Origin of the sequence: Campylobacter sp. RM5063 (genome assembly GCF_024723655.1) — a bacterium.
In the GTDB taxonomy this organism is placed as follows: Bacteria; Campylobacterota; Campylobacteria; order Campylobacterales; family Campylobacteraceae; genus Campylobacter_D; species Campylobacter_D lari_D.
This window is the reverse complement of record NZ_JANQDA010000003.1, coordinates 1-24,477: the sequence shown is the minus strand read 5'-3', so window position 1 is coordinate 24,477 and position 24,477 is coordinate 1. Positions and strand designations below refer to the sequence as shown.

At 27.9% G+C, this 24,477-nt stretch carries 23 protein-coding genes; 5 read left to right on the top strand and 18 right to left on the bottom strand.

The window, feature by feature from the left end; translation table 11 throughout:
- The first annotated feature begins 159 nt into the window (after positions 1-159).
- A complete protein-coding gene (bamD, locus tag CAMP5063_RS01700) occupies positions 160-816 on the top strand; it encodes an outer membrane protein assembly factor BamD (RefSeq protein ID WP_133318782.1) in 657 nt (218 codons plus the stop codon).
- Positions 816-3,194 (top strand): endopeptidase La, encoded by a 2,379-nt coding sequence (lon, locus tag CAMP5063_RS01695; protein WP_337194691.1) that lies wholly within the window; start codon positions 816-818, stop codon positions 3,192-3,194. Before bamD ends, lon begins: the two co-directional genes overlap by 1 nt.
- A 10-nt stretch (positions 3,195-3,204) precedes the next feature.
- Here the strand turns inward: lon and CAMP5063_RS08500 are convergent, their stop codons facing one another.
- From CAMP5063_RS08500 to CAMP5063_RS01640, 11 genes are all read right to left on the bottom strand, one after another.
- On the bottom strand, positions 3,205-3,939 hold the full coding sequence (locus CAMP5063_RS08500) for a methyl-accepting chemotaxis protein (RefSeq protein WP_412175534.1): 735 nt from the start codon (positions 3,937-3,939) through the stop codon (positions 3,205-3,207).
- Between the two features lie 652 nt (positions 3,940-4,591).
- Positions 4,592-5,083 (bottom strand): PAS domain-containing protein, encoded by a 492-nt coding sequence (locus CAMP5063_RS01685; protein ID WP_337194690.1) that lies wholly within the window; start codon positions 5,081-5,083, stop codon positions 4,592-4,594.
- A gap of 85 nt (positions 5,084-5,168) precedes the next feature.
- A complete protein-coding gene (gene cetC, locus CAMP5063_RS01680; protein WP_133318778.1) occupies positions 5,169-5,660 on the bottom strand; it encodes an energy taxis response protein CetC in 492 nt (163 codons plus the stop codon).
- Positions 5,661-5,703: 43 nt separating this feature from the next.
- Complete coding sequence (gene ilvA, locus CAMP5063_RS01675; RefSeq protein ID WP_337194689.1) at positions 5,704-6,915, bottom strand: threonine ammonia-lyase; 1,212 nt, start codon at positions 6,913-6,915, stop codon at positions 5,704-5,706.
- A complete protein-coding gene (locus tag CAMP5063_RS01670) occupies positions 6,912-7,280 on the bottom strand; it encodes a CoA-binding protein (protein ID WP_337194732.1) in 369 nt (122 codons plus the stop codon). Before CAMP5063_RS01670 ends, ilvA begins: the two co-directional genes overlap by 4 nt.
- Positions 7,281-7,355: 75 nt before the next feature.
- Positions 7,356-8,528 carry an MFS transporter gene (locus CAMP5063_RS01665; protein WP_263659077.1) on the bottom strand — a complete coding sequence of 391 codons (1,173 nt, stop codon included), beginning with the start codon at positions 8,526-8,528 and terminating at the stop codon, positions 7,356-7,358.
- Positions 8,529-8,541: 13 nt separating this feature from the next.
- Complete coding sequence (locus CAMP5063_RS01660) at positions 8,542-8,880, bottom strand: MarR family winged helix-turn-helix transcriptional regulator (protein WP_337194688.1); 339 nt, start codon at positions 8,878-8,880, stop codon at positions 8,542-8,544.
- 788 nt (positions 8,881-9,668) lie between these two features.
- Positions 9,669-10,706, bottom strand: a complete 1,038-nt coding sequence (gene trmA, locus CAMP5063_RS01655) for a tRNA (uridine(54)-C5)-methyltransferase TrmA (protein WP_337194687.1) — start codon at positions 10,704-10,706, stop codon at positions 9,669-9,671.
- Complete coding sequence (locus tag CAMP5063_RS01650; RefSeq protein WP_220567257.1) at positions 10,707-12,419, bottom strand: Na+/H+ antiporter NhaC family protein; 1,713 nt, start codon at positions 12,417-12,419, stop codon at positions 10,707-10,709.
- Positions 12,420-12,435: 16 nt separating this feature from the next.
- Positions 12,436-13,182: an SDR family NAD(P)-dependent oxidoreductase gene (locus CAMP5063_RS01645; protein ID WP_337194686.1), complete on the bottom strand. Its 747-nt coding sequence runs from the start codon at positions 13,180-13,182 to the stop codon at positions 12,436-12,438.
- Complete coding sequence (locus CAMP5063_RS01640; protein WP_442863206.1) at positions 13,179-14,426, bottom strand: ankyrin repeat domain-containing protein; 1,248 nt, start codon at positions 14,424-14,426, stop codon at positions 13,179-13,181. Before CAMP5063_RS01640 ends, CAMP5063_RS01645 begins: the two co-directional genes overlap by 4 nt.
- A gap of 108 nt (positions 14,427-14,534) precedes the next feature.
- On the opposite strand from CAMP5063_RS01640, the gene CAMP5063_RS01635 reads away from it, so the two are divergent.
- Both CAMP5063_RS01635 and CAMP5063_RS01630 read left to right on the top strand, forming a co-directional pair.
- Positions 14,535-14,987, top strand: coding sequence for a methylated-DNA--[protein]-cysteine S-methyltransferase (locus tag CAMP5063_RS01635; RefSeq protein WP_263660973.1), 453 nt, complete (start codon positions 14,535-14,537; stop codon positions 14,985-14,987).
- 1 nt (position 14,988) lies between these two features.
- Positions 14,989-15,867: an EamA family transporter gene (locus CAMP5063_RS01630; protein WP_337194685.1), complete on the top strand. Its 879-nt coding sequence runs from the start codon at positions 14,989-14,991 to the stop codon at positions 15,865-15,867.
- Here the strand turns inward: CAMP5063_RS01630 and truA are convergent.
- Genes truA through glmU form a run of 7 tightly spaced genes read right to left on the bottom strand, consistent with a single transcriptional unit; the run spans position 15,821 to position 22,062 of the window.
- Entirely contained in the window at positions 15,821-16,555 is a 735-nt protein-coding gene (gene truA, locus CAMP5063_RS01625; RefSeq protein ID WP_337194684.1) for a tRNA pseudouridine(38-40) synthase TruA, read from the bottom strand. The two genes, CAMP5063_RS01630 and truA, sit on opposite strands and share 47 nt — an antisense overlap.
- Entirely contained in the window at positions 16,555-17,580 is a 1,026-nt protein-coding gene (locus CAMP5063_RS01620) for an LptF/LptG family permease (protein ID WP_263661815.1), read from the bottom strand. Before CAMP5063_RS01620 ends, truA begins: the two co-directional genes overlap by 1 nt.
- On the bottom strand, positions 17,577-18,326 hold the full coding sequence (locus CAMP5063_RS01615; RefSeq protein ID WP_220567266.1) for a prepilin peptidase: 750 nt from the start codon (positions 18,324-18,326) through the stop codon (positions 17,577-17,579). Before CAMP5063_RS01615 ends, CAMP5063_RS01620 begins: the two co-directional genes overlap by 4 nt.
- On the bottom strand, positions 18,323-18,991 hold the full coding sequence (uppS, locus tag CAMP5063_RS01610) for a polyprenyl diphosphate synthase (protein WP_263662527.1): 669 nt from the start codon (positions 18,989-18,991) through the stop codon (positions 18,323-18,325). The genes CAMP5063_RS01615 and uppS overlap by 4 nt, the downstream gene beginning before the upstream one ends.
- A 1-nt stretch (position 18,992) precedes the next feature.
- Positions 18,993-19,613 carry a hypothetical protein gene (locus CAMP5063_RS01605; protein ID WP_220567271.1) on the bottom strand — a complete coding sequence of 207 codons (621 nt, stop codon included), beginning with the start codon at positions 19,611-19,613 and terminating at the stop codon, positions 18,993-18,995.
- Positions 19,610-20,773 carry a bifunctional phosphopantothenoylcysteine decarboxylase/phosphopantothenate--cysteine ligase CoaBC gene (gene coaBC, locus CAMP5063_RS01600; protein WP_337194683.1) on the bottom strand — a complete coding sequence of 388 codons (1,164 nt, stop codon included), beginning with the start codon at positions 20,771-20,773 and terminating at the stop codon, positions 19,610-19,612. The genes CAMP5063_RS01605 and coaBC overlap by 4 nt, the downstream gene beginning before the upstream one ends.
- Positions 20,770-22,062, bottom strand: a complete 1,293-nt coding sequence (glmU, locus tag CAMP5063_RS01595) for a bifunctional UDP-N-acetylglucosamine diphosphorylase/glucosamine-1-phosphate N-acetyltransferase GlmU (protein ID WP_337194682.1) — start codon at positions 22,060-22,062, stop codon at positions 20,770-20,772. Before glmU ends, coaBC begins: the two co-directional genes overlap by 4 nt.
- A gap of 162 nt (positions 22,063-22,224) precedes the next feature.
- Here glmU and CAMP5063_RS01590 point away from each other — a divergent pair.
- A partial coding sequence (locus tag CAMP5063_RS01590) for an autotransporter outer membrane beta-barrel domain-containing protein (protein WP_337194681.1) occupies positions 22,225-24,477 on the top strand: 2,253 nt, incomplete at its 3' end.

The window sequence follows — 24,477 nt, the reverse complement described above, 5'->3', positions numbered from 1 at the left end:
TATTGACTAAGAAATTACAACTCATTAAGCAATTTTAGTTCCAATTTTAAAAATTACACTAATTAAGAGTTTTTGACTATAATTTTAGTTTTAAAAATTAACAATTTCATAAACATAAAAACATTATAATTACAATTATTAAATTTATAAGGTAACATAATGAAAAAACTTTTTATTTTTTCACTTATTATTGCAGGTTTATTTTTAGGAGCATGTAGCTCGAAAAAAGCTGAAGATTTATATAATCTAAGTTCTATGGAATGGTATCAACAAATTATAAAAGATTTACAAGAAAAAAATCTTGAAGCAGCTGATAAACACTATACTTCAATGGCAGGTGAGCATATTGCTGATCCATTATTAGAACAAACTTTACTTATATTAGCTCAAGCTCATATTAGCGAAGAAGAATATGAAATGGCAAATTTTTATCTTGATGAATATTTAAACAAATTTGGTGATTCTAAAAATGTAGCTTATATAAGATATTTAAAAATCAAAGCTAAATTTGACTCTTTTGCTGTTCCAAATCGTAACCAAGCTTTAATGCTAAAAACAATAGAAGAAATCAAAGAATATAATCAAAACTATCCTAATGTACAATATAATGATTTAATCGATACTATGCTAACTAAATTTAATCTTGCAGTTTTTTACCTTGATACAAGTATAGCAGAGTTATATCAGAAAAAAAACAGAGAACAAAGCTATGAGATTTATAAGCAAAAAATCGAAAATTCCGATTTTAATAAAATCGATATGATTAAACCAGAACTTCCATGGTATAGAAAAATATTTGAAGAAGGTATAATGTAATGAAATTAGAAAATACTCAAAACTATCCAACAAAACTTCCCATTCTTGTAGAAGATGAGCTTTTTTTATACCCTTTTATGATAACACCTATTTTTTTAAATGATATGCAAAATATTAAAGCCTTGGATACCGCTTTACAAAATGAAAGTATGATTTTTGTGGCACCATCAAAAATTGAAGGTGGGCGTGGCTTTGATGATATATATGATTGTGGTGTCATTGGGAGTATTATGAGAAAAGTTCCACTGCCTGATGGCAGGATTAAAATTTTATTCCAAGGATATGCAAAAGCCAAGATTGTTGAGAGAATTTCGGATGATCCTTTATATGCTTTAGTTGATTTAATTCACCAAGAGCCAATTTGCAATACAAAAAAAGAAGCTATTATAGAAGTAGTTAGAGAAAAAGCAAAAGCTTTATCGACTGTGAGTCATTATTTTCCACCTGATCTTTTAAGAACTATAGAAGAAGATGTCGAGCCTAGCAGAATTTGTGATCTAATATTAAATTCTATTAAAATCAAAAAACAACAAGCTTATGAATTTTTTATCGAAACTAATTTAGAAACCAAGCTTTTAAATTTAATTGATTATTTAGCTAAAGAAATTGAAGCAAATAAAATCCAAAAAGAAATCAAAAATAAAGTTCATTCTAAAATTGACAAGGTTAATAAAGAATACTTTTTAAAAGAACAACTCAAACAAATTCAAAGAGAGCTTGGAAGCGATATACAAAAAGAAAGCGAAGTAGAGGAATATAATAAAAAATTAGAAAAGAAAAAAGCTTTTATGTATGAAGAGGCTTATAAAGAAATCAAAAAGCAAATTCAAAAATATGAAAGAATTCATCAAGATAATTCAGAAGCTTCTATGGTGCAAACTTACATAGAAACGGTTTTAGATATACCTTTTGAGCACTCCTCAAAGAAAAAACTAAATTTAAAAGATGTATCTTTACAACTCAATAGTGATCACTATGCCCTAGAAAAACCAAAAGAGCGTATTGAAGAATACTTTGCAGTTAAAGAACTTTTAGAAAAACGCAAGATTAAAGATAGAGATGGTGCAAAAGTCATCTTGTGCTTAGTTGGTCCTCCTGGTGTTGGCAAGACTTCTTTAGCAAATTCAGTCGCAAAGGCATTAAAAAGAGAGTTAGTGCGCATAGCTTTAGGTGGTTTAGAAGATGTTAATGAACTAAGAGGACATAGAAGAACCTATATAGGAGCTATGCCAGGACGCATTATACAAGGACTTATAGAAGCAAAACAAAGCAACCCAGTAATTGTGCTTGATGAGATTGATAAACTAAGTCGCAATCATAGAGGAGATCCAAGTGCAGTTTTACTTGAAATCTTAGATCCTGAACAAAATACTAAATTTAGAGATTATTATCTAAATTTTAACATCGATTTAAGCAAAATCATTTTCATAGCTACTGCAAATGATGCAAGTTTAATTCCACCTGCTCTAAAAGATAGAATGGAATTTATAGAACTTAGCTCTTACACTCCTCAAGAGAAATTCCAAATAGCCAAAAACTATCTCATACCTGATGAAATAAAAAAACATGGATTAAAAAAAGAAGAAATAAGCTTTAGTGATGATGCTATAGAATTAATAGTGAATGAATATACTAGAGAATCAGGTGTAAGAAATTTAAGAAGAAAAATTGCTGAAATTTGTAGAAAATGTGTTAAAAAACTTCTTTTAGAAAAAGATATTAAAAATATTGAAATTAATGATAAAAATTTAAAAGATTTTTTAAGTAAAAAAATCTTTGAAATAGAAAAGCACGAAAAAGAAAATAAAATCGGACAGGTAAATGGACTTGCTTGGACTGCAGTAGGTGGAGATGTATTGAAAATCGAAGCCATTAAAATCAAAGGCAAAGGTGATCTAACTTTAACAGGGAGCTTAGGTGATGTAATGAAAGAATCAGCAAAAATTGCTCAAAGTCTTGTTAAGAATTTAATCGATGATGAACAAATTAAAGTCTCAAAGAAACTTTTCTACAAAGAAGATGAAAACATATACAATCAATACAATCTTCACATTCATGTACCAGATGGAGCCACTCCAAAAGACGGACCAAGTGCAGGCATAACTATTACCACAGCCATTGCTTCTATTTTTAGCGACAAGAAAGTAAAATCAAATGTTGCAATGACTGGAGAAATTGATCTAATGGGCAATGTTTTACCAATAGGTGGTTTAAAAGAAAAACTTATTGCTGCTTATAAAGCTGATATTAAAACAGCCATTATCCCACATAAAAACTATGAAAGAGATTTAAAAGATATTCCTGAAGAAGTAGTAAAAAATATGAAAATTATTGGGGTGAAAAATTTACAAGAAGTTTTAAAAATAGCTCTTATCTAAATTAGAAGCTTTAAGCTTCTAATTTATTCATAACTACTCTACTTTCATTTTCAAGTTCTCTTATATCATTAATAATAGAGTCATAATCTTCTTTTGATATGTTGTCCTTTTTAGCTATTTTTATAGCTTTACTTGCCGCACTTTGTATTTTCTCACTCTTAACCTCCATTTCATTTTGAGAAATTAAAGGACAGAAAATACTTTTTGCATCTTCATCTTTACATAAAGTTGAAATAGGATCTAGATTTTGAAGATTTTCTTGAGAACCATTTAGAGTTAAATAAACATCAGATTTATATAATATATGATCTATTTTCATTGCAGAAAGAGTTAAATCAGAAGCAAAATTAACAAATTCTTTTCCTAAATGAGAGCTTTTATCCTCTAATTCTTTAAATGCCTCACTAAAATCAGCAACTTTACTATCAGAAGAATTTGCAATATCAAACACTTTTTCGCTATTTTCTTGTATAGAAGCAATTTCTTGATTCATTACTTGAATTGCTAAAGTAATTTCACCTGTTGCTTTTTGTGTTTTTTCAGCAAGTTGTCTTACTTCATCTGCAACCACAGCAAAACCTCTACCATGCTCTCCCGCACGAGCTGCTTCAATAGCTGCATTTAATGCAAGTAGGTTAGTTTGATCTGCAATATCCCTAATTACCTCAACAATTGCATTGATACTCTGAGCATTAGATGCAAAAGTATTTACAGCATTTTTACTTTCATCAGCCACTTGCATCATTGATGAAATTGAATCCTGTAAATTACCTACTTCTAAACCATTTTTTTGTGCTGTATTTGAGATTATTCTAATATCACCAAAAACTTCTCTCATAAGTTTGATGATTTTATTTAATGCAGAAGACAAATCGTTTAAATTTTTATTTTGACTATTTAAACTCAAGTCCATAAGTTCTCTTGATAAAGCATTTTTAAAAACAGATTTTCCTGTTTTTTCTATATCATCTAAAGCTTTATTAATAAAGTTAATATTATGAACAAAAATACCTTTTAAACCTTCAGGGATAGCTCTTCTAAAATATTCACCTTTTTGAGAACAAGCAATTGAAGTATTTATCTCTCTTAAATAAGCTTCTAAACCATCTATTGTATTATTAAGATTATCAGCAATTTCTTTTAATTTTTTATTAGCACATTTAATATATACAATTCTTGAATCAAAATTACCATTTTTTAACTCTCTACTAAGATGTAAAATCTTATCGCTAAATTGTTCTTCTTTTTTTAAAATAAACAATCCATATATAAATAAACAAAACAAAACTAAAAAGAAACCTAAGGAAATAAACTCTGCATAAAACAAAGAATTAATACAGGCTACTATGCTTAAAACTATACCAAGAAACAAAATATTTTTCATAAGAAATCCTTTTTTATTTTTGAATTTTCATCATTAGTTCATTATAGGTCACCCCATAAGATTTTACTATTGCTTTTAACTCTTCTATTCCAGATTTAATACCACCATCTTTTTCTTTCAACAAAAGAACTTTATAAATTTCTTCTATTGTTTTGATAGCATCAACATTAGGTTTTCTTCTAACTGAATAATAATTTAAAATGTTTCCATTTTCATCACATGAAGCAGTTACATTAGCAAAAACCCAATAATAATCATTATATTTTGTTTTATTTTTTACAAAAGCAAAAACTTCTTTTTTAAGCTGAATGTTATCCCATAAATATTTAAAAACCGTTCTTGGCATATCAGGATGACGCATGATACTGTGAGGTTTATATAAAATTTCCTCAATTTTATAATCAGAATATCTCAAAAAATCCTCATTTGCATAAATAATCTCACCTTTTAAATTAGTTTTTGATGTTATTAAAACATCCGAGGTTAGAATTTTTTCTGAAGACATAACACAATCTCCTTAGTTTAAAATTAAAATGGGAGTAATTATATCTCAATATAAAATAATAATTTATAAACAAAATTTATCAAATTCATCTTTGAAGCTCTAAAATTAATTGATTATAACTCATACCATAAGAATTAACTATCTTAACAAGTTCATCCACTCCGGCTTTTATACCATCTTTTTCTTCTATTTCTAAAAGAATTTTATAAACTTGCTCTATGGTTGATATTGCCTCTCTTTTAGGTTTTCTTCTAACTGAATAATAATTTATAATATTTCCTTGTTCATCAAAAGAAGCTGTAACATTAGTAAAAACCCAATAATAATCATTTTGTTTGGTTTTATTTTTAACAAAAGCAAAAATTTCTTTTCCATCTTGTATATAATCCCATAAACATTTAAAAACAGTTTTTGGCATATCAGGATGACGCACAATATTGTGAGGTTTATATAAAATTTCCTCCATTTTATAACCCGCATATTTTAAAAAATCATCATTAGCATAAATAATATCCCCTTTTAAATCTGTCTTAGAGGTTATTAATGTATCTGGTTCTAAAATTTTTTCTTGCGACATTTTTTTCCTTATAATTTATTTACAAAATATTATATTTCATTTATCATAAAATTTCATTGAAATTAAAACCTTTGTCATAAAGTATCTTTCTGACTAATTCTTGATGTTCTTTTCCTTTTGTTTCTAAAGTAATTGAAATCATCGCATCGCCATATTCTAGCTTAGTGGAAAATCTATCATAATCAATTTTAACTATATTAGCTTGAGCTTCTTTTATAGCATCACTCAAAATACTCAAAGCTCCTGGTTTATCAACCAAAGTAACATTGATAAGCATTTTTCTAAAAGCTTTAAACAAACCTTTTTCTATGATAATATTTAACATTTGTACATCAATATTTCCACCGCTTAAAATCACGCCTATTTTTTTATGATTTTTTAAATCTATTTTTTTATGTAAAAGTGCAGCAACTGCTGATGCTCCAGCACCTTCAACTGTGATTTTGTGTTTTTCAAGTAAATACAACACCGCATTAGCTATTTCTTCATCATCAACTTGAATAAAATCATTAACACATTCAAGAATAATATCAAAATTAATTTTATTTACATCACGCACCGCAATACCATCAGCTATGGTTCTCACAGCCTTTGAATTGATTATTTTTTTACTTTTAAAACTCTCATACATAGCAGGAGCTCCTTTAGCACTTACTCCAATAACTTTTATATTAGGATTAATCTGCTTAGCAGCACTCGCCACTCCACTAATCAAACCTCCACCACCAACTGGAGCTAAAATCATATCTAAATCACTTATTTCATCAAGCATTTCAAGCATTAAAGTACCCTGCCCTGCTATAATACTTTCATTTTCAAAAGGATGAATAAAATTTAAATGATGTTCTTTAGCATAATTTAACGCATAAGCATAAGCCTCATCAAAATTATCTCCTTTTAAAATCACTTTTGCACCTAAATTTTTAGTCGCACTTACTTTTAGCAAAGGTGTAGCTTCAGGCATAACAATCACAGCTTCTATCCCAAATTTTTTAGCACTAATTGCAACTCCTTGTGCATGATTTCCAGCGCTTGCAGCTATTACACCTGCTTGCTTTTGTTCTTTACTTAAATTAGCAATAGCATTATAAGCACCTCTGATTTTATAAGCACCTGTTTTTTGTAAATTTTCACATTTTAGAAAAACATCAGTATCTAAAAACTCACTTAAAAAAGAAGAGTGCACCAAAGGGGTTTTTAATACAAAATCTGCAATTTTTTGCTTTGCTTGATAAATTTTATTTAACTCAATCATGATTTACCTTTTTTATCTAATTCTATTTTGATACAACGATCTTGAACACAATTTATACCAAATTTTTTACATTTTTGCATTATTTCATCGTTAATAATACCAAGTTGCATCCAAAAATTTTTAACATTTTTAGCTAAAAGATCTTCAAAAATTTCATTTGCGTAACTTGCTTTTCTAAACATTACAACCGTGTCGATTTCAAAAGAAATTTCCCTTAAATTTCTATAAACTTTCTCGTTTAAAATAAAATCTTCTTTAGGATAGATAGGATAAATTGTATAAGATAAATCTTGTAAATATTTGCTTACAAAATACGAAGGTTTTTCTTGATTAGGACTAAGTCCTATAATGGCGATATTTTTCATAGAACTTAGTATTTTATGAGTATCACACAATGCTTTTTCCTTATTTTTAAAAAAAGCATTGTATCTAAAATAAAATTAACAAAAAGTTTTTTTAACTATTAATAAATAATATAAAACAAGAGCAAACAAAACAAGTACAGCACAAAGTGCATAGACATTAGCAAAACCTATACTTGGTTCAACAATACCCAACAGATAAGGACTAACTCCTATGCCAAAATCCAAAGATAGAAAAAAAGTAGAATTAGCTAACCCCATTTTTTCTTTAGGAGCTAGTTTGATAGCCAAAGCTTGTGCACTTGAAGTAGCATTTGCATAACCTAGTGCACAAAATATACCGGCGATAATAATCATATAAAAATTTTTTGCAAACGCAAGTAAAAGTAAACACAATATAAAACTAAATAATGAAAAAATTATTACAATATTAGCTCCATGTTTATCAAATACCTTTCCAGCAAGAGGTCTAAAAACTATAGAAAATCCAGCATATATTACAAAAAACATAGATCCAGCAAAGCTTAAATTTAAACTTTGAGTATAAGCACTCATATAAGCTATAATAGCTCCAAAAGGACATGCGATCAAAAAAGTAATCAAAGCTAAATTTAAAACTGATTTTTCAAAATAATTATAAATACTAAATTTTCTTTTTACATGATAATGTTTTTTAAATCTTCTTACTTTTAAAAAAATTGATAAAACCAATGCAAAGATAATACTCACACTTGCAATTAAAAAGCTTAGTTGAAATAAGTTGATAGAGTCAAGTTTTATGGCCAAAAAAGGCCCTAAAGCTGAAGTTAAAACAACACTCGTAGCATAATACCCTATACCAATTCCTCTTTTATTACTAGGTATTATTCTAGCAATAGCTGCCCCACAAGCACAAGAACAAATTCCATAGCAAACTCCAGCTAAAAAGCGTATCAATACCAAAAAATACACATTATAAAATTTCAAATACATTAAATTAATAAAAAGATAAAATAAAAGTGAAAATATAATCACTTTTTTTATATTAATACCATCAATAATAGAACCAAAATAAAGTCTAGAAAGCAAAGCACCTATAACAAAAGCACCCATTATAAGTCCTGCGGTGCTAGTTTGAAGATTTAAAACACCCAAAACATAATCTGTACTAGAAATAGTACTCATATAAAAAACAAGACAAATAACAAAATTTATCCCAAAAATACAGAAAAAATTTATATTAAATAAATTATATTTCTTACTAAGACCCATGAAAAAACCTTTCTTAAATTTTTTCATTGATATAATCAAGTAATTTTAAAAGCACTTCTTGATCTTGTTCATCTAATATATCTAAGATTTCTTTTTCATATTTTCTTATACAAACATTTGCATCAAAAAAAATTTCTTTACCCTTGGCACTTAAAGTAATGATCTTTTCTCTTTTATCATCAGCTTTTAAAAACTCTATATATTCAAGTTTTGCTAGTTTGGAAACAACTCTAGAAAGTATAGCTTTATCCATTTGATAAAATTCACATATTGGAGCTAAAGTGCTATTTTGATGATGGCTTAAATAAACAAAAACTCTCCAATCGCTTGATTTCAATCCAAATGGCTTCAAAATTTCATTGACCTTATAGAGTATTTTTCTATTTGTATAAGTAATTTTTTGAAAAAATATGAGAAATCCTTTGTAAAAATTAATTGATTAAATCAACTATTTTAATAGTAACAAAGATTACATAAATTCTAACTTATATAAGTTTTTTCCTTAAATACATTCTGCATTTAAGATAAAAAATATCAAAAAAATTAAAGCTTGTAACTTTGTTATAATATTTTAAATTTACAAATATTTGTAGTATTGACAAACTCAATTTAGCTTAGATTAAACTATGACTTTAGAGACTTTATTTATATAATAAAACTTGCATTATTATTTTATAATGCTTAATATAATTTAACATAAGTCAATAAATTTTACCACTGAGTATTGTAAAATATTAAAAATTATCGCAATAAAGGTTGTAATCATGATCGATATTTATCCTTATATACTAATAATACATTTATTTTGTGCTATATTTTTTATAGGATTTTTATTTACCGATGTATTCTTATTAAGAAAATTAAATTTGGATATAAAAAATACAATTAAAATAATGCCACCTATTGTATTGATTTTATTTCTTAGTGGTTTATATTTAGCTCATTTTCACTTAAATTCATTAAATTGGATATTTATTTGCAAAATATTCTTTGCTTTTTGTATTTTTATATTAATACTATTTTCTCTTTTTTATAAAATAATCTTAAAAAAACAAAATCCTTTTCATGCATATATTCATCCTATTGTGTTTATTTTTACTATAATTATTGTAATATGTGCAAAATTAATGTTTTATATTGTTATTTGATTTTCAAATAAACACCACATTCAAGATGATTTGTGTTTGCAAATTGATCAAAAAATGCAAATTTGGATATTTTATGAGTTTTGCATAATTTCTCAAGGTTTTCTTTTAAAGTGATAGGATTGCACGATATATAAATGATATTTTCATAATTTTTAATAAGTTTAATCACGCTTAAATCAAGTCCTGCTCTTGGAGGATCAACTAAGACATGAGATATTTTAAAACCATCTAAATCTATGTCTTTTAAGCGATTAAATTCCCTTTCTTTTTTCAATGCTTGACTTAACTCTTCACTAGAAAGCCTTGTAAAAGTTATATTTTCAATAGAATTTAAAACGCAATTTTTTAAAGCAAACTCAATATTTTTCTTAGAAATTTCAGTTGCTAAAACTTTTTTAAAATTTCTTGCTAAAGCTATGGTAAAATTTCCATAACCACAATAAAGCTCTAATAAATCTTGCTTAAAATCACTCTCTACACAAGATACAACCCATTCGATCATCTTTTCATTAATAAAAGTATTGGGTTGGATAAAACAATCATTATTAAACTCATATAAAAATTCATTTGTATTGATATTTAAAATTTGTCTTAAATTTTCTCCATTAAATACAAGTTTTTTACCCCTACTTCTTGCTATGAGCTTGAGATTTAATTTTTCTGCTAATTCTTGTAAATCTTGTGTGATTAGCTCTATATTTTTATGGAAAAGTAAAGTTATACTTAAATCTAATTTTGTAGCTAAAAACTCTACTCCAAAAAGCTTTTCTTTTAAATTTTCATTTAGATTATTTAATAAAATAGGCATATATTTTTGAATTTTTTCATCTGCTATATCAAAATTTTCAATAGGAATTTTTTTCTTATTTTCAAACATTGCATAAGAAATTTTCCCATTTTCATGATGATATATAGAAAATTCCGCCCTAGTTCTATAAGCTTTTAAAGGTGATTTAAAGCACTGAATTTCTCCATCATATAAAGAAGAAAACAATGCTTTGTTTAAAGCAATTTTTTCTTCAAAATGCATTTACGCATCTACCTTTTTGCCAACCACAAAAAGTAAAACTATCATAGCTAAGATTCCAAAAACAAGTCCTAGCCATACATTAAGTCCTAATGCTACCGGTAAATAACCGCAAAGTATACTAATAGCACAAACACTCAAAGCATAAGGCATTTGTGTACTAACATGAGCTAAAAGATCACACTTACTTCCCATAGATGAAAGTATAGTTGTATCAGAAATTGGTGAGCAATGATCTCCAAAAATAGCTCCTGTTAAAACCCCTGAAATATTAATAATCATATATTGGTGCAACTCTGCTCCGCTTAATTCATTATGAACCCCAACAGCCATAGCTAAAGGAATAGCCAAAGGCATTAAAATACCCATAGTTCCATAACTAGTTCCCGTTGAAAAAGAAATAATAGAAGCAAAAATAAAAATTGCTGTAGGAAGCAAATAAAGAGGTGTTTTATCTGAAAATAAGTCAATTAAATATTTAGAAGTTCCCAAATCTTTAATCACAGAAGCTAATGACCATGCACAAAGTAAAATAATCACAGTCATAATCATAGTTCTCCAGCCATGAGTCCAAACCGCAATAGCTTCTTTTAAAGTAAATATTTTTCTATACATTCCCAAAATAATAGCCACTATGGTAGCTAAAAGTGCTGCTTGAAACAATACAACTGAAGCATCAGCTGCGCCAAAAGTCTCTCTAAAAGCAAATAAACTAAACGGTGCTGCATCAATTTGTGCTTTAACACTCACATCATCTAAGGCATTATAACCACTAAAATAAAAACCTATAAATGAAAACACAATCAAAACAGCCAAAGGTATAATAGCATTAGAAGCTTGTAATTTTACATGCTCTTTTGGCTCTAAGACCTTATCTTCTATATTATCAATTTGTTCATGACCATGAGAAAATTTACCTGCTCTAGCTCTAAGTTCAGCTTTTAACATAGGTCCAAATTCCCTACCTGTATAAATAGTCAAAACAACAAAAATCAACATAAAAAGATTATAAAATCTATAAGGTAAGGTTTGTACAAAGATTTCAAAAGCGTTAATTTCTTCTTTTACTACACCTAAATGTGCAAAAGTTGCATTATCAATTAGATCATATCCGCTGCGAATTAAAGAAATTTCAAGTCCTATCCAAGTAGAAATGATAGCAAGACCGGTAATTGGTGCTGCAGTTGCATCCATTATAAAAGCAAGCTTTTCACGGCTTACTCTAAATTTATCTGTTACCGGACGCATGATAGGACCTACGATTAATGAATTGGCATAATCATCAAAGAAAATAAAAATTCCCATGCACCAAGTAGCAAATTGTGAGCTTTTTGCTTGTTTAGCTTTAGTAGAAAGCCAAAGAGCTACTGCTTTTGTCCCCCCTGTTTTGGTAATAAGAGCTACAACACCACCTATAGTTAAAACTTGCAATAAAATTCCTGCATTACCCGGACTTGCCATGGCATTTACCACTTTGGAAATAAAGCCTGTAAAAGAAGCAATGATAGCATGGTAAATACTATTTTCAATAAGTCCTAACATAAAAGTACCACTTAATGCACCAATAAATAACGAAAGTACTACATCTTTAGTAACAAAAGCTAAAATAATAGCTATCACCGGTGGTAAAAGCGTCCAAGCTCCAAAAAGTTCTGCATTTGCTTGTGCATCAGCAAATAACAACAAAGGAGCTAATAATAAATAAAAAATTTTCATAATTATCCTTAAGTTTTTATATTTTTTCGCTAAAAGTTCCTGCCCATGTTTGAGTCACAGGCATAAGCTCTATTTCGTTAATATTAATATGCTCAGGTAAGCTAACGATAAAAGTAATAATTTTTGCTATATCTTCAGCTTTGATATATTTAGTATTTTCATAAACCTCATCAGCTTTTTTAATATCACCTTTAAATCTCACTTCACTAAATTCAGTTTTACAAAGCCCTGGAGCGATATTTGTTACTTTTATATTACTTCCACGCAAATCCGTTCTTAAAGCTTTGGAAAATTGCGCCACAAAAGCCTTAGTTCCACAGTAAACATTACCTCCATAATAAGGCACATTAGCTGCAATTGAGCCAAGATTAATTATGTGGGCATTTTTTGCTTTTCTAAGTAAAGGTAAAGCAGCTCTTGCTACATATAAAAAGCCTTTGATATTAGTATCTACCATGGCTTCAATATCTTCAATATCCAAAGAATCAAATTCATTTAAACCTAAAGCAAGACCTGCGTTGTTAACAAGCAAAGAAATATTGCCAAAATCTTGAGGTAAATTTTCAATTGATGCAAAAACTGCTTGTTTATCTCTAACATCAAGTTCTATGGGATAAATTTTATCCCCATAAAGCTCTTGTAGTTTTTCTAATCTATCTTTGCGTCTTGCTATAGCTATAACTTTATAATCAAGTTCTATTAAAGCTTTTAAACTCTCTAGTCCAAAACCTGAACTTACTCCAGTTATTAAAGCAATTTTCATGGCTGTGTCTCTTCATATAGCATTAAATTCTCATTTTCCTTTAAACCAAGTTTTTTTAGATATTTAATATTTTGTTCTTTTTTTGCAATTATGGCAAAATCAAGAGCATTAAATCCCAAATCATCAATTTCTTTATAATTTGCTTTGTAATCTATAAGTAACTTAAGCATTTTTACATCTGCATAGTTTGCTCCATGCATAAAAATATTTTTAGAAGTATGCTCAAGTGCACATAAAGTAATGAAATATGGCGTATTGCTTCCCATACTAGTAATAGAAAGTTTTTCATTATCGTTAATGTATTTTTGATTTACATTAGCTCCATTTTCTAACAAAACTTTTGCGACCTTATAATTGTTATATTCAACTGCATAAAACAAAGGTGTTTTTCCAAAAGAATTTCTATAATCAATAATAGCTCCATTTTCTAATAAAAGCTTGACATTATCTGCACTATCTAATGCAAAAAACAAAGCAGACTCATAACCTTCATTTATTTTTACACCTAATTTTATAAACTCACTTATAATTTGACTTTCTCTATTGTTTAACAAAGCAGATTTAAAACCATTATTTAATTCTAAATTGCTAATTTTTTTAGAATAAATATATTCTTTTATTTGTTCTAAAGAGTTGTTTTTATTAGCCACAAATTTTTCAAAGTCCGAAATATCTTTAAAGATTTTAGTCTCACCAACTGCCCAATTTAAAAATTCATTCAAAGCATTACTAGCAAAGTAAATAGCACTTGCTTTATCTAGATTAAATTCGTTTTGAAAATATTTTGTTAAAGGATTAATCGCATTATTATACTCTTTCCAAAATTCCTTAAAGAGCTTAAAATTTCCTATACTTTGATAAGCCCAAAATCTAAAATAAGCTTTTAATTTTGCAAATTTTTCTTCAAGTATTATAGGATCTTGTAAAGTTTTTTGATAAACTTGCGGATCAAGCGCAATTTCTAATAATTTAAAATCAAATTTTCTCAAATCGCTAAAATATTCCCCTCCCATACAGGCACTATTACTTCCTCTAATTTCATTAGCAAGCTCATATAATCTTTTTGTAATTTGATTATTTTTTAAAGAAAAATCGCAATTTAAATCTACTTGAGCAAAATCTTGAGAAACTTGTGGTTTAAACTCTTTAAAAAAATCCATCTTATTTTCTTTGACATACCCGCAAGTGTAATCTAAAGCTAATGCATTTAAACTTATAATCAAACTAAATAATAAAATCCTCAAATATTTTCCTTTGATATAAATTAAATCACTATTTTAACTAAATTTTTGCTTTAATAACAATTAATTAATTTAAAATTCATACAATGATTATTTTAAAATGAGGAAAAAATGTATCAAAGTTTTTACAAAGCTAGTTTTGCTTATATTCTTTTGCAGAGCAATGAAAATAAACTTATCAATGTTGATTTTATAACATATAAGCCCAATTTTACTAAAGATAAACACACTATTTTAGAACAAGCCTTAGAAGAGTTAGACCTTTATTTTAATAAAAAACTTTTTTTCTTTAATACACCCCTAGCTCTTCAGGGGAGCGAATTTGAGCAAAAAGTATATAAAGCTTTAATTAAAATTCCCTATGGACAAACTAAAACCTATCAAGAAATTGCTTCTTTTGTCAATCATCCAAAAGCTTTTAGAGCGGTAGGTAATGCAAATTCTAAAAACAAACTTGCAATTTTTATACCTTGTCATAGAGTGGTAGCTAAAAATCACTTAGGCGGATACAATGGTGGTTTATTTATCAAAGAAGCTTTACTTAAATTAGAAGGTGTGCTTTAAAATGCCAAGTTTATTACTAGCAAGTTTTATTTGGGCTTTTTCTTTTCCATTAATTGGGCATTTTATAACCTTAGAAATGGATAGTTTTTTTGCTGCATTTGCAAAAGTTTTTTTGTCTTTATTAGTATTTTTACCTTTTTTAAATTTTAAGCTGAATTTGCATTTAAAACTAAAACTCATAAGCATTGGAGCTTTACAACTTGGTGTGATGAATTTATTTTATTATCATTCTTTTTTATATTTAAGTGTAAGCGAAGTGGCACTTTTTACGATTTTTACACCTTTTTATGTTGTACTTTTTTATGGGCTTTTTTCAAAAAATCTTAGATATTTATATTTTATAAGTATTTTTATATGTATTGTAGGTGCTTTTGTAGTTAAATTTGATAATATTAACTCTAATTTTTTATATGGCTTTTTACTTATTCAAGGAGCTAATTTAGTATTTGGCGCTGGACAAAGTTTTTATAAAATTTTATTAGAAAAAAATACAAATTTAAATCAAAAAGAAGCTTTCGCTTATTTTTATTTAGGCGCAACCAGTATAACCTTACCTGCTTTTTTATTTTTTGGAGATTATAATAATTTACCATCCAATTTAAGTTCTTGGATAGCTTTGATTTATCTTGGGACTATTGCTTCAGGACTTGGATATTTTTTATGGAACAAAGGCTCCACTGAAGTAGATAGCGGGGTTTTAGCCTTGATGAATAATGCCATTATACCTATAAGTATTTTTATCAATATGAGTATTTTTGGAGTAGATGTAGAGCTACTACCTTTTTGCATAGGGACCTTGATCATTCTTTTTTCATTTTTTATACATAAAAAAATCATGCATTATTATAATAAGAAATCTTACTCAAATACAAACCACTAGCAGGAACTAAAAATCTACAATGAGCTTTTTTAGCATTGATTTGCTCTAAAAGCTCATTTTTACTCATTTTTCCTTCTAGTACTTTTAAAATACTTGCCATCATCATTCTAATTTGAGATCTTAAAAAACCATTTGCTTCAAAATAAAACACAGTGTAATTTTTATAAGCATAAACTCTAGTTTTATACATTTTTCTTATACTTGTTTTATTATCAGAACCTTCTTTTTGAAAGAGTTTAAAATTATGCTCTCCTTCAAATAAAAAAGCAATTTCCTTGGCTAATTTAATATTTATTTTTGGATAAAAATGCACATATGAGGCTAAAAAAGGATTATATTTTTCATGACTTATAATATAGCGATATGCTCTTTTTTGCACATCAAAACGCACTTGGAAATTTTCTTGCATTCTTTGGATATGCTTTATATGTATAAATGGGTGTGCAAAATGATTGATTTTATTTTTTAAATATACAAAATCTTTAAAATGTTCTCCTGCTTTTACACAAGCGACTGCATTAAATGCATGCACACCTTTATCAGTTCTTGAAGCAAATAAAGGTTTTTCATAAATACCCAAATGCGACAAGGCCTGCGCTAAGGTATCTTGGACACTAAGCTTATGTAGTTGGGTGGCTGAACCTTGAAATTTAGAACCATCATAAGAAAAAGTTAATTTTAAAAGCATTAATACTTACTTGCAATTTTTGCTTTAAAATAAAACAAAGAAGTAATTAAAAAGCTTGAAAAAATCACAGCAATAGCTACAAAAGGAGGATTATAAAAACTAATCAAAAGCGTAAAATAAGCAAAAATAATCACAAAAATTCCAAAATAAGCAAAACCTTTTTCATAACGATAAGTTACTATACCAAAAGAGAGTGCAAAAAGCACACTAGCTAAAGGAAATAAAGCTATAAGAATATAAATAACAAATTCTTTTGCTTTTTCTTTATTGCTTGTTACATCAGACCAATACCCATAAAAACTTTGAGTATTTAATTCTTTAGAAGAAAGTTTACTTTTAATTAATAAATTTTTAAAACTAGAAATATGCCAATCTTCTTCTTTAATCTCATAAGCTTTTCCTTCATCTAGCTTAAAAGTAATAACCCCATCATTTGTTTCTAACTTTCCTTCTTTGGCTAAAATCACTTGTTCTTTATCTTGTGGGTTTTTCTTTGGATGATACATTATGATATTTTTATAAGTTTCATCAGAATTTTTGGCATCGATAAAAACAAGCCATTCTCCATATCTTTGTCCAAATTCCCCTGTTTTTATACTTACTTTAGCACTAATTTTTTTATAATCTACAAAATTATCAAAAAGTTCAAAAGATATAGGTATAAAAACCAAAACCACCACAAGCATAAAAGTACTTACTAAAGCTGCAATTTTTGCAAAAAAACTTGCTATCATACTTGGAGCTATACTCAAAGCAAATAACACTGTGCTTTCATTTTCCCTAGAAAGCCTATAAAAGGCTAAAGTCAAAGCTATGAAAAAAGATATGGGTAGAGTAAAAATTAATATCTTTGGTAAAAGAAAAATATATAATTTGATTAATTCAAAAAAAGTAATTTCAATATAAGCAGTAATTTTAGCAAGTTGTATAAAAAAAATAATCGAAACAATAATAAATAAAGTAAAAAATAAAGATAACATTGTACTTAAAAACTGATTAAGCAAATACTTATAAACTAGTTTCATAATATACTTTCTACACTTAGATTAATCAAAATTCCACAAAATAAAAAAGGAATCATAGGCATTTGATAATCTTTCTTGGCTATTTTTATAAACATCAAAAGACTTAAAAAACTTGCAATAAATAAAATCAAAAAGCCTTTTTCATAGCCAAAAATTCCAAAAATCAAAGCTATTATTATAACATCACCTTCCCCTAAACTTTCTAAAATTTCATCTCTTTTTTTAAAATTTTTAATAAAATTAATCACACTTTTTAGTATAAAAATTAACCCCGCTCCAAAACACACTCTAAATAAAAAGCTATCTTGAAAATCCTCTAAATTTAAACCATTTTGCAAAAAATCAAAACAAAAAGCTAAAACAAACAAAATCCAAAGCCAAAGCTCACTCACTGCTTTTAGATAATAATCCATCCAAGAAAGTGCTAATAATACAGCTAGCATACAAGCAAAAATTAAAATTTGAAAAACATCTTCAATTAAATAAAAAGCAAAGACAAACAAACACGCACAAATAAATTCATTAAAAGGATAAATCAAAGAAATTCTTTCTTTACAAAAGGCACATTTGCCTTTTAAAAATACAAAAGATAACAAAGGAAAAAGATGATAAAATTTCAAAGTTTTAAAACACTTAGGGCATTTTGATCTTGGGCTTATTATGCTTTCTTTATTAATCGTTCTTAAAATCAAAACATTGACAAAAGAACCCACACAAAGCCCTAGTAATAAAAATAAAAATATCATTTACCAAAGGTTCTTTTGCGTTTTTTAAACTCAGTAATGATATTTGTGATTTCTTTTTTAGTAAGTGCGGGAAATAAGGTTTGACTAAAATAAATTTCTGCATAACTTGATTGCCATAATAAAAAATTTGAAATTCTTTTAGCGCTCCCTACCCTTAAAAACAAATCCACATCTTCACTTAAGTCAAGATTTGCTTGTATATTTGCTTCATTAATTTCAAGATTTTTTTCAATCACCTTTTTAACCGCTCTAACTATTTCATCCTTGCTTCCATAAGAAATAGCTAAATTTACGCATAATTTTGTGTAATTTTTAGTTTGTTCTTGAAAATTTTGTATTTTTTTTAAGGTTAATTCATCTAAAAGACTTAAATTTCCTATGGCTTTAAAACGCACTTCATTAGCTATAAATTTATTTAAAGATTCATCAAGATATTTATTTAACAGCTTAAAAAGAAACTCCACTTCTTCTTTTGGTCTTTGCCAATTTTCTGTACTAAAAGCATAAAGGGTTAGATTTTGAATTTTTTCATCTATACATACTTCTATAATTTTTTCAACAACTTTAGCACCTTGACTATAGCCAATTTTTTCTAAAAGTCCATTTTTTCTAGCCCATCTTCTATTGCCATCCATTACTACAGCAAGATGCTTTAACTCATTCATTCTATCCCTTTATATCCATCAATCTTTTAAAAACAAACATAGGATTGAGCGTATTAACTACTTCAAATTTAAAATACTCGTTTAAAAAATGTGCTACTTTGGCAAAAGGTGTTTGTATGCGTATGATTTTACCATTATCAATTATAATTTTTAAAGCACCAAAAATTTCAAAATACAAATATACCTCTAAAATATTTCCATTTTTCTTAGCTTCAAATAAAGCTCTATTTCCCTCATAAACAAAAGGTATATGATAAATTCCTTCAAAAAATGCAAAAAACATTTCCTTATAAATTTCAAACTCATATGTGCTTTTGCTTTCCATAAGTCTTTGGATAATGAATTTTTTATACCAAGCTTTTTCATCACCTTCTTGTAAAAGCTTTTCTATGAGTTCAGTCCCTTCTTCAAAAAGTCTAATTTTAGGCTTTTTCAAAAGATTTTTAAAAGAAATCACGCCTTTATCTTCATAAACTTCAGCTAAATATTCCTCCCCTACTTCAAGCTCTATCAAACTTTTTGTTTCAAGCTTTTTAGTGTTTAAAAGCAATACATAGCGATTATATGCGCGTTTTTCTAAAATTTGCATTCTTACAGGTAAGGTTGAATTGATGATATTCACCAAAGTTTCCTTAATTCTTGTGCTAAAACAAAACCAAGTTTTTCTTTGCTTTGTTTAGAACTTTCAAAGATACTATCTTTAGTGATAAAACAAATGCTATTTTCATCACTTCCAAAGTTCATTTGCTCATTTAAGACATTTAAACACACCATATCTAAATTTTTACTAATTAAAGATTTTTTAGCATTTTCTAAAGCATTTTGCGCATCAAATTCCATTTTAAAGCCTATTTTTTTGCCTTTAAAATCTAAATTTTTTAAGATGTCTTCATTCGGCTTTAATTTTAAATCAAGTCCGTTTAAATGCTCATTTTTCTTAATCTTACCCTTATAAGCCTCAAGAGTAAAATCACTCACAGCAGCAGCCATAATTAAAGCATCAAAATCTTTGTATTTTTGCAATTTTTCTTTTAGTTCTAAAGAAGATTCAAATTTTTCTAATTTATAAGGTGTTTTAAACTCTACTGAGCTAACTAGCACCACCTTAGCACCTAAAAAATACAAGGCATCAGCAACCGCCTTTGCCATTTTTCCACTTGAAAAATTACTAATACATCTTACATCATCAATTTTTTCTTTAGTGCCACCACCGCTTACAATAAAACTTTTATCTTTAAAAAAATCTTCTTGCATTAGACTTCTTTTTAAAACATTTATAATACTATCAAGCTCAGCCAAAGCTCCTAAGCCCTCATCTTTACAAGCTAGAGTTTTAACTATAGGATCAATGATAATATAACCTTGCTCTTTTAAATTTTTTAAAGAATTTTGAGTGCTAAAATGTAAATACATGTTTGTATTTGCAGCGGGTGCGATTAAAAATGGTTTATTTTTATCTACTGCTATTAAAGTTTGAATAAATAAATTATCTGCTATACCATAGTTTAATTTATTAATAGAATTTATACTAGCAGGCGCAAAAAGCACACAATCGCAAGTCTTACTAAAAGCTATATGATTATTAGTATTTTGCCAACTTTCATTATCTTCACATAAAATTTCATCCGCTAAAGCTTCAAAGCTAAGCTTAGTGCCAAATTTTAAAACTCCCAAACTTAGCAAAACTTTAACCCTAAAGCCTTCTTTTTTTAATAAAGAAATCAGCTCATAAGCTTTATAAAAGGCTATGCTTCCACTTACTGCTAGTAAGATTGTTTTCATTTTTTACCTAGTTTTTTATAGTAAAAATCTTCTATAATTTGCGTCTTTGCTCTATTAATATACAAAGAGCCTTTTTCTACATCCTTACACACGGTGCTTCCTGCTGCGATGATTACCTCATCTTTTATCTCAACCGGAGCGATAAATTGCGTATCTGAACCCACAAAAACATTTTTACCTATTTTGGTCTTATGCTTTTTAACCCCATCATAATTACAAGTGATAGTACCACAACCTATGTTAGTTCCCTCATCTATCTCACAATCCCCTAAATAACTCAAATGCCCTGCTTTAACTCCATTTAATAAAGCATTTTTACATTCTACGAAATTTCCTATATGGGTATTTTTAAGCTGGCATTTTGGACGCAAATGCGCTAAAGGCCCTACATCGCTATTTTCTACTATACTATCTTCAATCACACTTGAACTTTTAATGATAGAATTAATGATTTTTGATTTTCCTTCTATACGCACATTTTCATACACTTCACACTCACCTACAAACTCAACTTCATCTGAAATAAAAGTCGTCGCAGGCATGTGAAAAATCACTCCTTGCTTCATCCATTCTTTTTTAATCGCTTCTTGCATAAGATCTTGAGCTAGGCAAAGCTCAATTTTATCATTTACCCCCATAAAATCTTGCTCATTTACAAACACCGCATCGATTTCATAGCCCTTTTCTTTTGCTAAATAAACCGCATCGGTTAAATAATACTCTTTAGCTTTATTATCATTTTTTATCAAAGGCAATACTTCTTTTAAAATTTGTGCTTTTATAGCATAAACACCACTATTGCAAATGTTTATAGCAAGCTCTTCTTTGCTTGCATCTTTTGTTTCTACTATTTTTTGAATTTTATTTTCTTTTAAAACTATTCTTCCATAACTTTTTGGATCTTTTGCCTCAAAAACTGCCACATTAAAATCACTCTCATTTAAAGCTATTTTTTCTAAACCATCTGCTTTAACTAAAGGCATATCGCCACATAAAATCAATACTTTTTCATGCTTACTCTCATAACCCCTTAAAGCCCCTGCAGTACCTGGAAAATTTTGCAAGTCTTGTTCTAAAAAGCGTGTATTTGGAAAATACTCTAAAACAACTTGTTCAACCTTTTCTTTTTGATGAGAAAGCACCACACATACATCATCACTAATTTTATATGCTTGTTTTAAAATATGTAAAATCATTGCTTTTGAGCAAATTTTTTGAAGTACTTTTGGATTTTGTGATTTCATACGCGTGCCAAGTCCAGCAGCCAAAATAAGCACAGAAATTTTCATAATTTACCTTTGTTTTAAAAATTATTGCTTATTTTAACAAGCTAAAGTAAAAATTCTTACTAGTTGTTATTTGTTTTTTACAGATTTTCGTTTACTTTAAACTTAAATTTATGGGGGGGGGTATAATGCTTTTTTCAATTTAAATTTACAAGGAGTAATCAAATGAAACTTTCTTATTACACAAGTAAAGTTTTAATGGGAGTTAGCATTAGTGCTTTATTAAGCAGTGCTGCTTTAGCTCAAGAAATAAATCATGGAAATTTTTCTGATTTTTTTAACTATAAAGATGGAATTTGGAGTTTAGATTCTAAAGAAAATATAGAATTAAAAATAAGCCCTTCAGATATTCAATCATACTATGGTGGAGAAAATCATGATAAGCCTATAAATGAATTTAACATCAAAACAAGTGGCGTTTTAACCATAGGATCTGATTCAGACTGGATAGATGTAGGTAGCACTTCAACTAATGAAGCAAAATATGATTTATATAGTGTTAATTTAGAAGCAAAAGAAATCATTTTAAATTCTGATAGAGCTACATTAGAAGCAAATAAAGCTTTTAATATAAAAGGAAATGTTACACTTAATGGTAGCTCACCTATAACAAATGATAATATAAGCAACGAAGAACTTGATAGACCTAGTTTAGATGTATGGAATGGATATGGCGAAAAAGATGGCTATATGAGCATACAGGGAAATTTAAATGTAAATAATTCTTTTATTGGTATATTTGATGCAAATAAAAAAGGTGGCTTAATCTCTGTAGATGGAGATGTAAATATAAAAGATTCAGCTATAGGCATAAGCACAAATAGTGTTTCAAATTTAGGTATAAACAACTATGTAGCTATAAAAACTACAGGTAGTTTTAACCAAGATATAGATAAAAACTTAGTAACGGCACTATATACTAAAGATATAACAAGCATGCTTGAAACAAGCAATTTACTACCAAAAAATGTATTTTTTGAAGATACTGATTTGGCTCAATTTACAGATTATAAACTTAGTGTTTCTAATGATGGCAAAAGTCTTTTAATTAGCGGTGGTGCTAATGAAAATGTAAGAGATTTATCAAAAATATTAAAATCTGAAATTGATATTAGAAAAGAAGCCTTAGATACTTTTGAGAATATAAAAAAGAATATAAAATATGATGAAGAATATAATAAAAATTCCTACCAAAAACCAGGATATATTGGCGATGATGCTATGCTTGAAGCCATAGCACAAGCAGAAAAAGAACTACAGGACCAAATTAAAAAATTAGAACAACAAATCCAAGATATACAAGATAATGGTGGAAAATTTGATGGTAGTGATTTAGTTGAAAATATGAAAGATGTTAGCTTAGAAAATAAAAATTTAGCTGTAAATATGCTAAATAGTATTTTAGATTCTAAACTTAGCAATGATGCTATCGCAGAACTCACTCTAGATACCACAGGAAAAAATCTAAACACACTTACCACAAATACAAAAGCAAGTGCAAAAGCTATAGTAAATAATGCTCAAAATTCTTCTGTTAATTCATCTATAGGTGTAGCAAATGACCTAGCAATTGGAACAAGAATAGCAAAACTTTCAAATCCTTATCAAGATAAAGCTTTAGTAGAAAAATTTGCTACAACCCATATAGCAGCACTAGCAAGCGATGTTTATAATTATTATGGAAATTCTTCATTTAATAATAGCTTTTGGGGTAATGTTTTTGGTGGTGCAAATATCATAGATGGAGATAGTGGTGCTTTATATGGATTTACACTAGGTGCTGATAGAAAAATCAATGATAATGCTTTGCTTGGTTTTTACTTTACTTATGCTGATTCAACTATCAAAGATGGAGTTATGGAACAAAAATCAGATAACTATCAATTTGGTATTTATTCTTTAATTAATCCAAACGATCAATGGGAAATTAATCTAAGAGCTTACGGGCAAATTTCTCCAACAGATCAAAGTGTTGTAATGTTAAATGATTCTAATAAGGCTGATTTTGATAGTAAATTCTTTGGTTTAAGTGCTAATGCCGGTAGAATTTTTAATCCAAATTCATCATCATTATTCATCAAGCCTTTTGCTGGTATAAATTACTACTACGCACACACTCCAAGTTATAAAGAAAGTGGTATGTTTGCAAAAGATGTTCAAAGTATGACAAATAATTCCATATCTTTAGAACTTGGTGCTGAATTTAGAAAATATATGAGCGAAACATCGTATTTATTTATCACTCCAAAAATAGAACAATATGTAATGAATAATGGAGATGATTATGTAGCTGGATTTGTTGGATCAAATTCAAATTTTATCATCAAAGGTAATGATAAGAAAAAAACTTATGGACAAATCATCATAGGTGGAAATGTAGATATTAGTGAGCAATTTAGCCTAAATGCAGGTATTGGA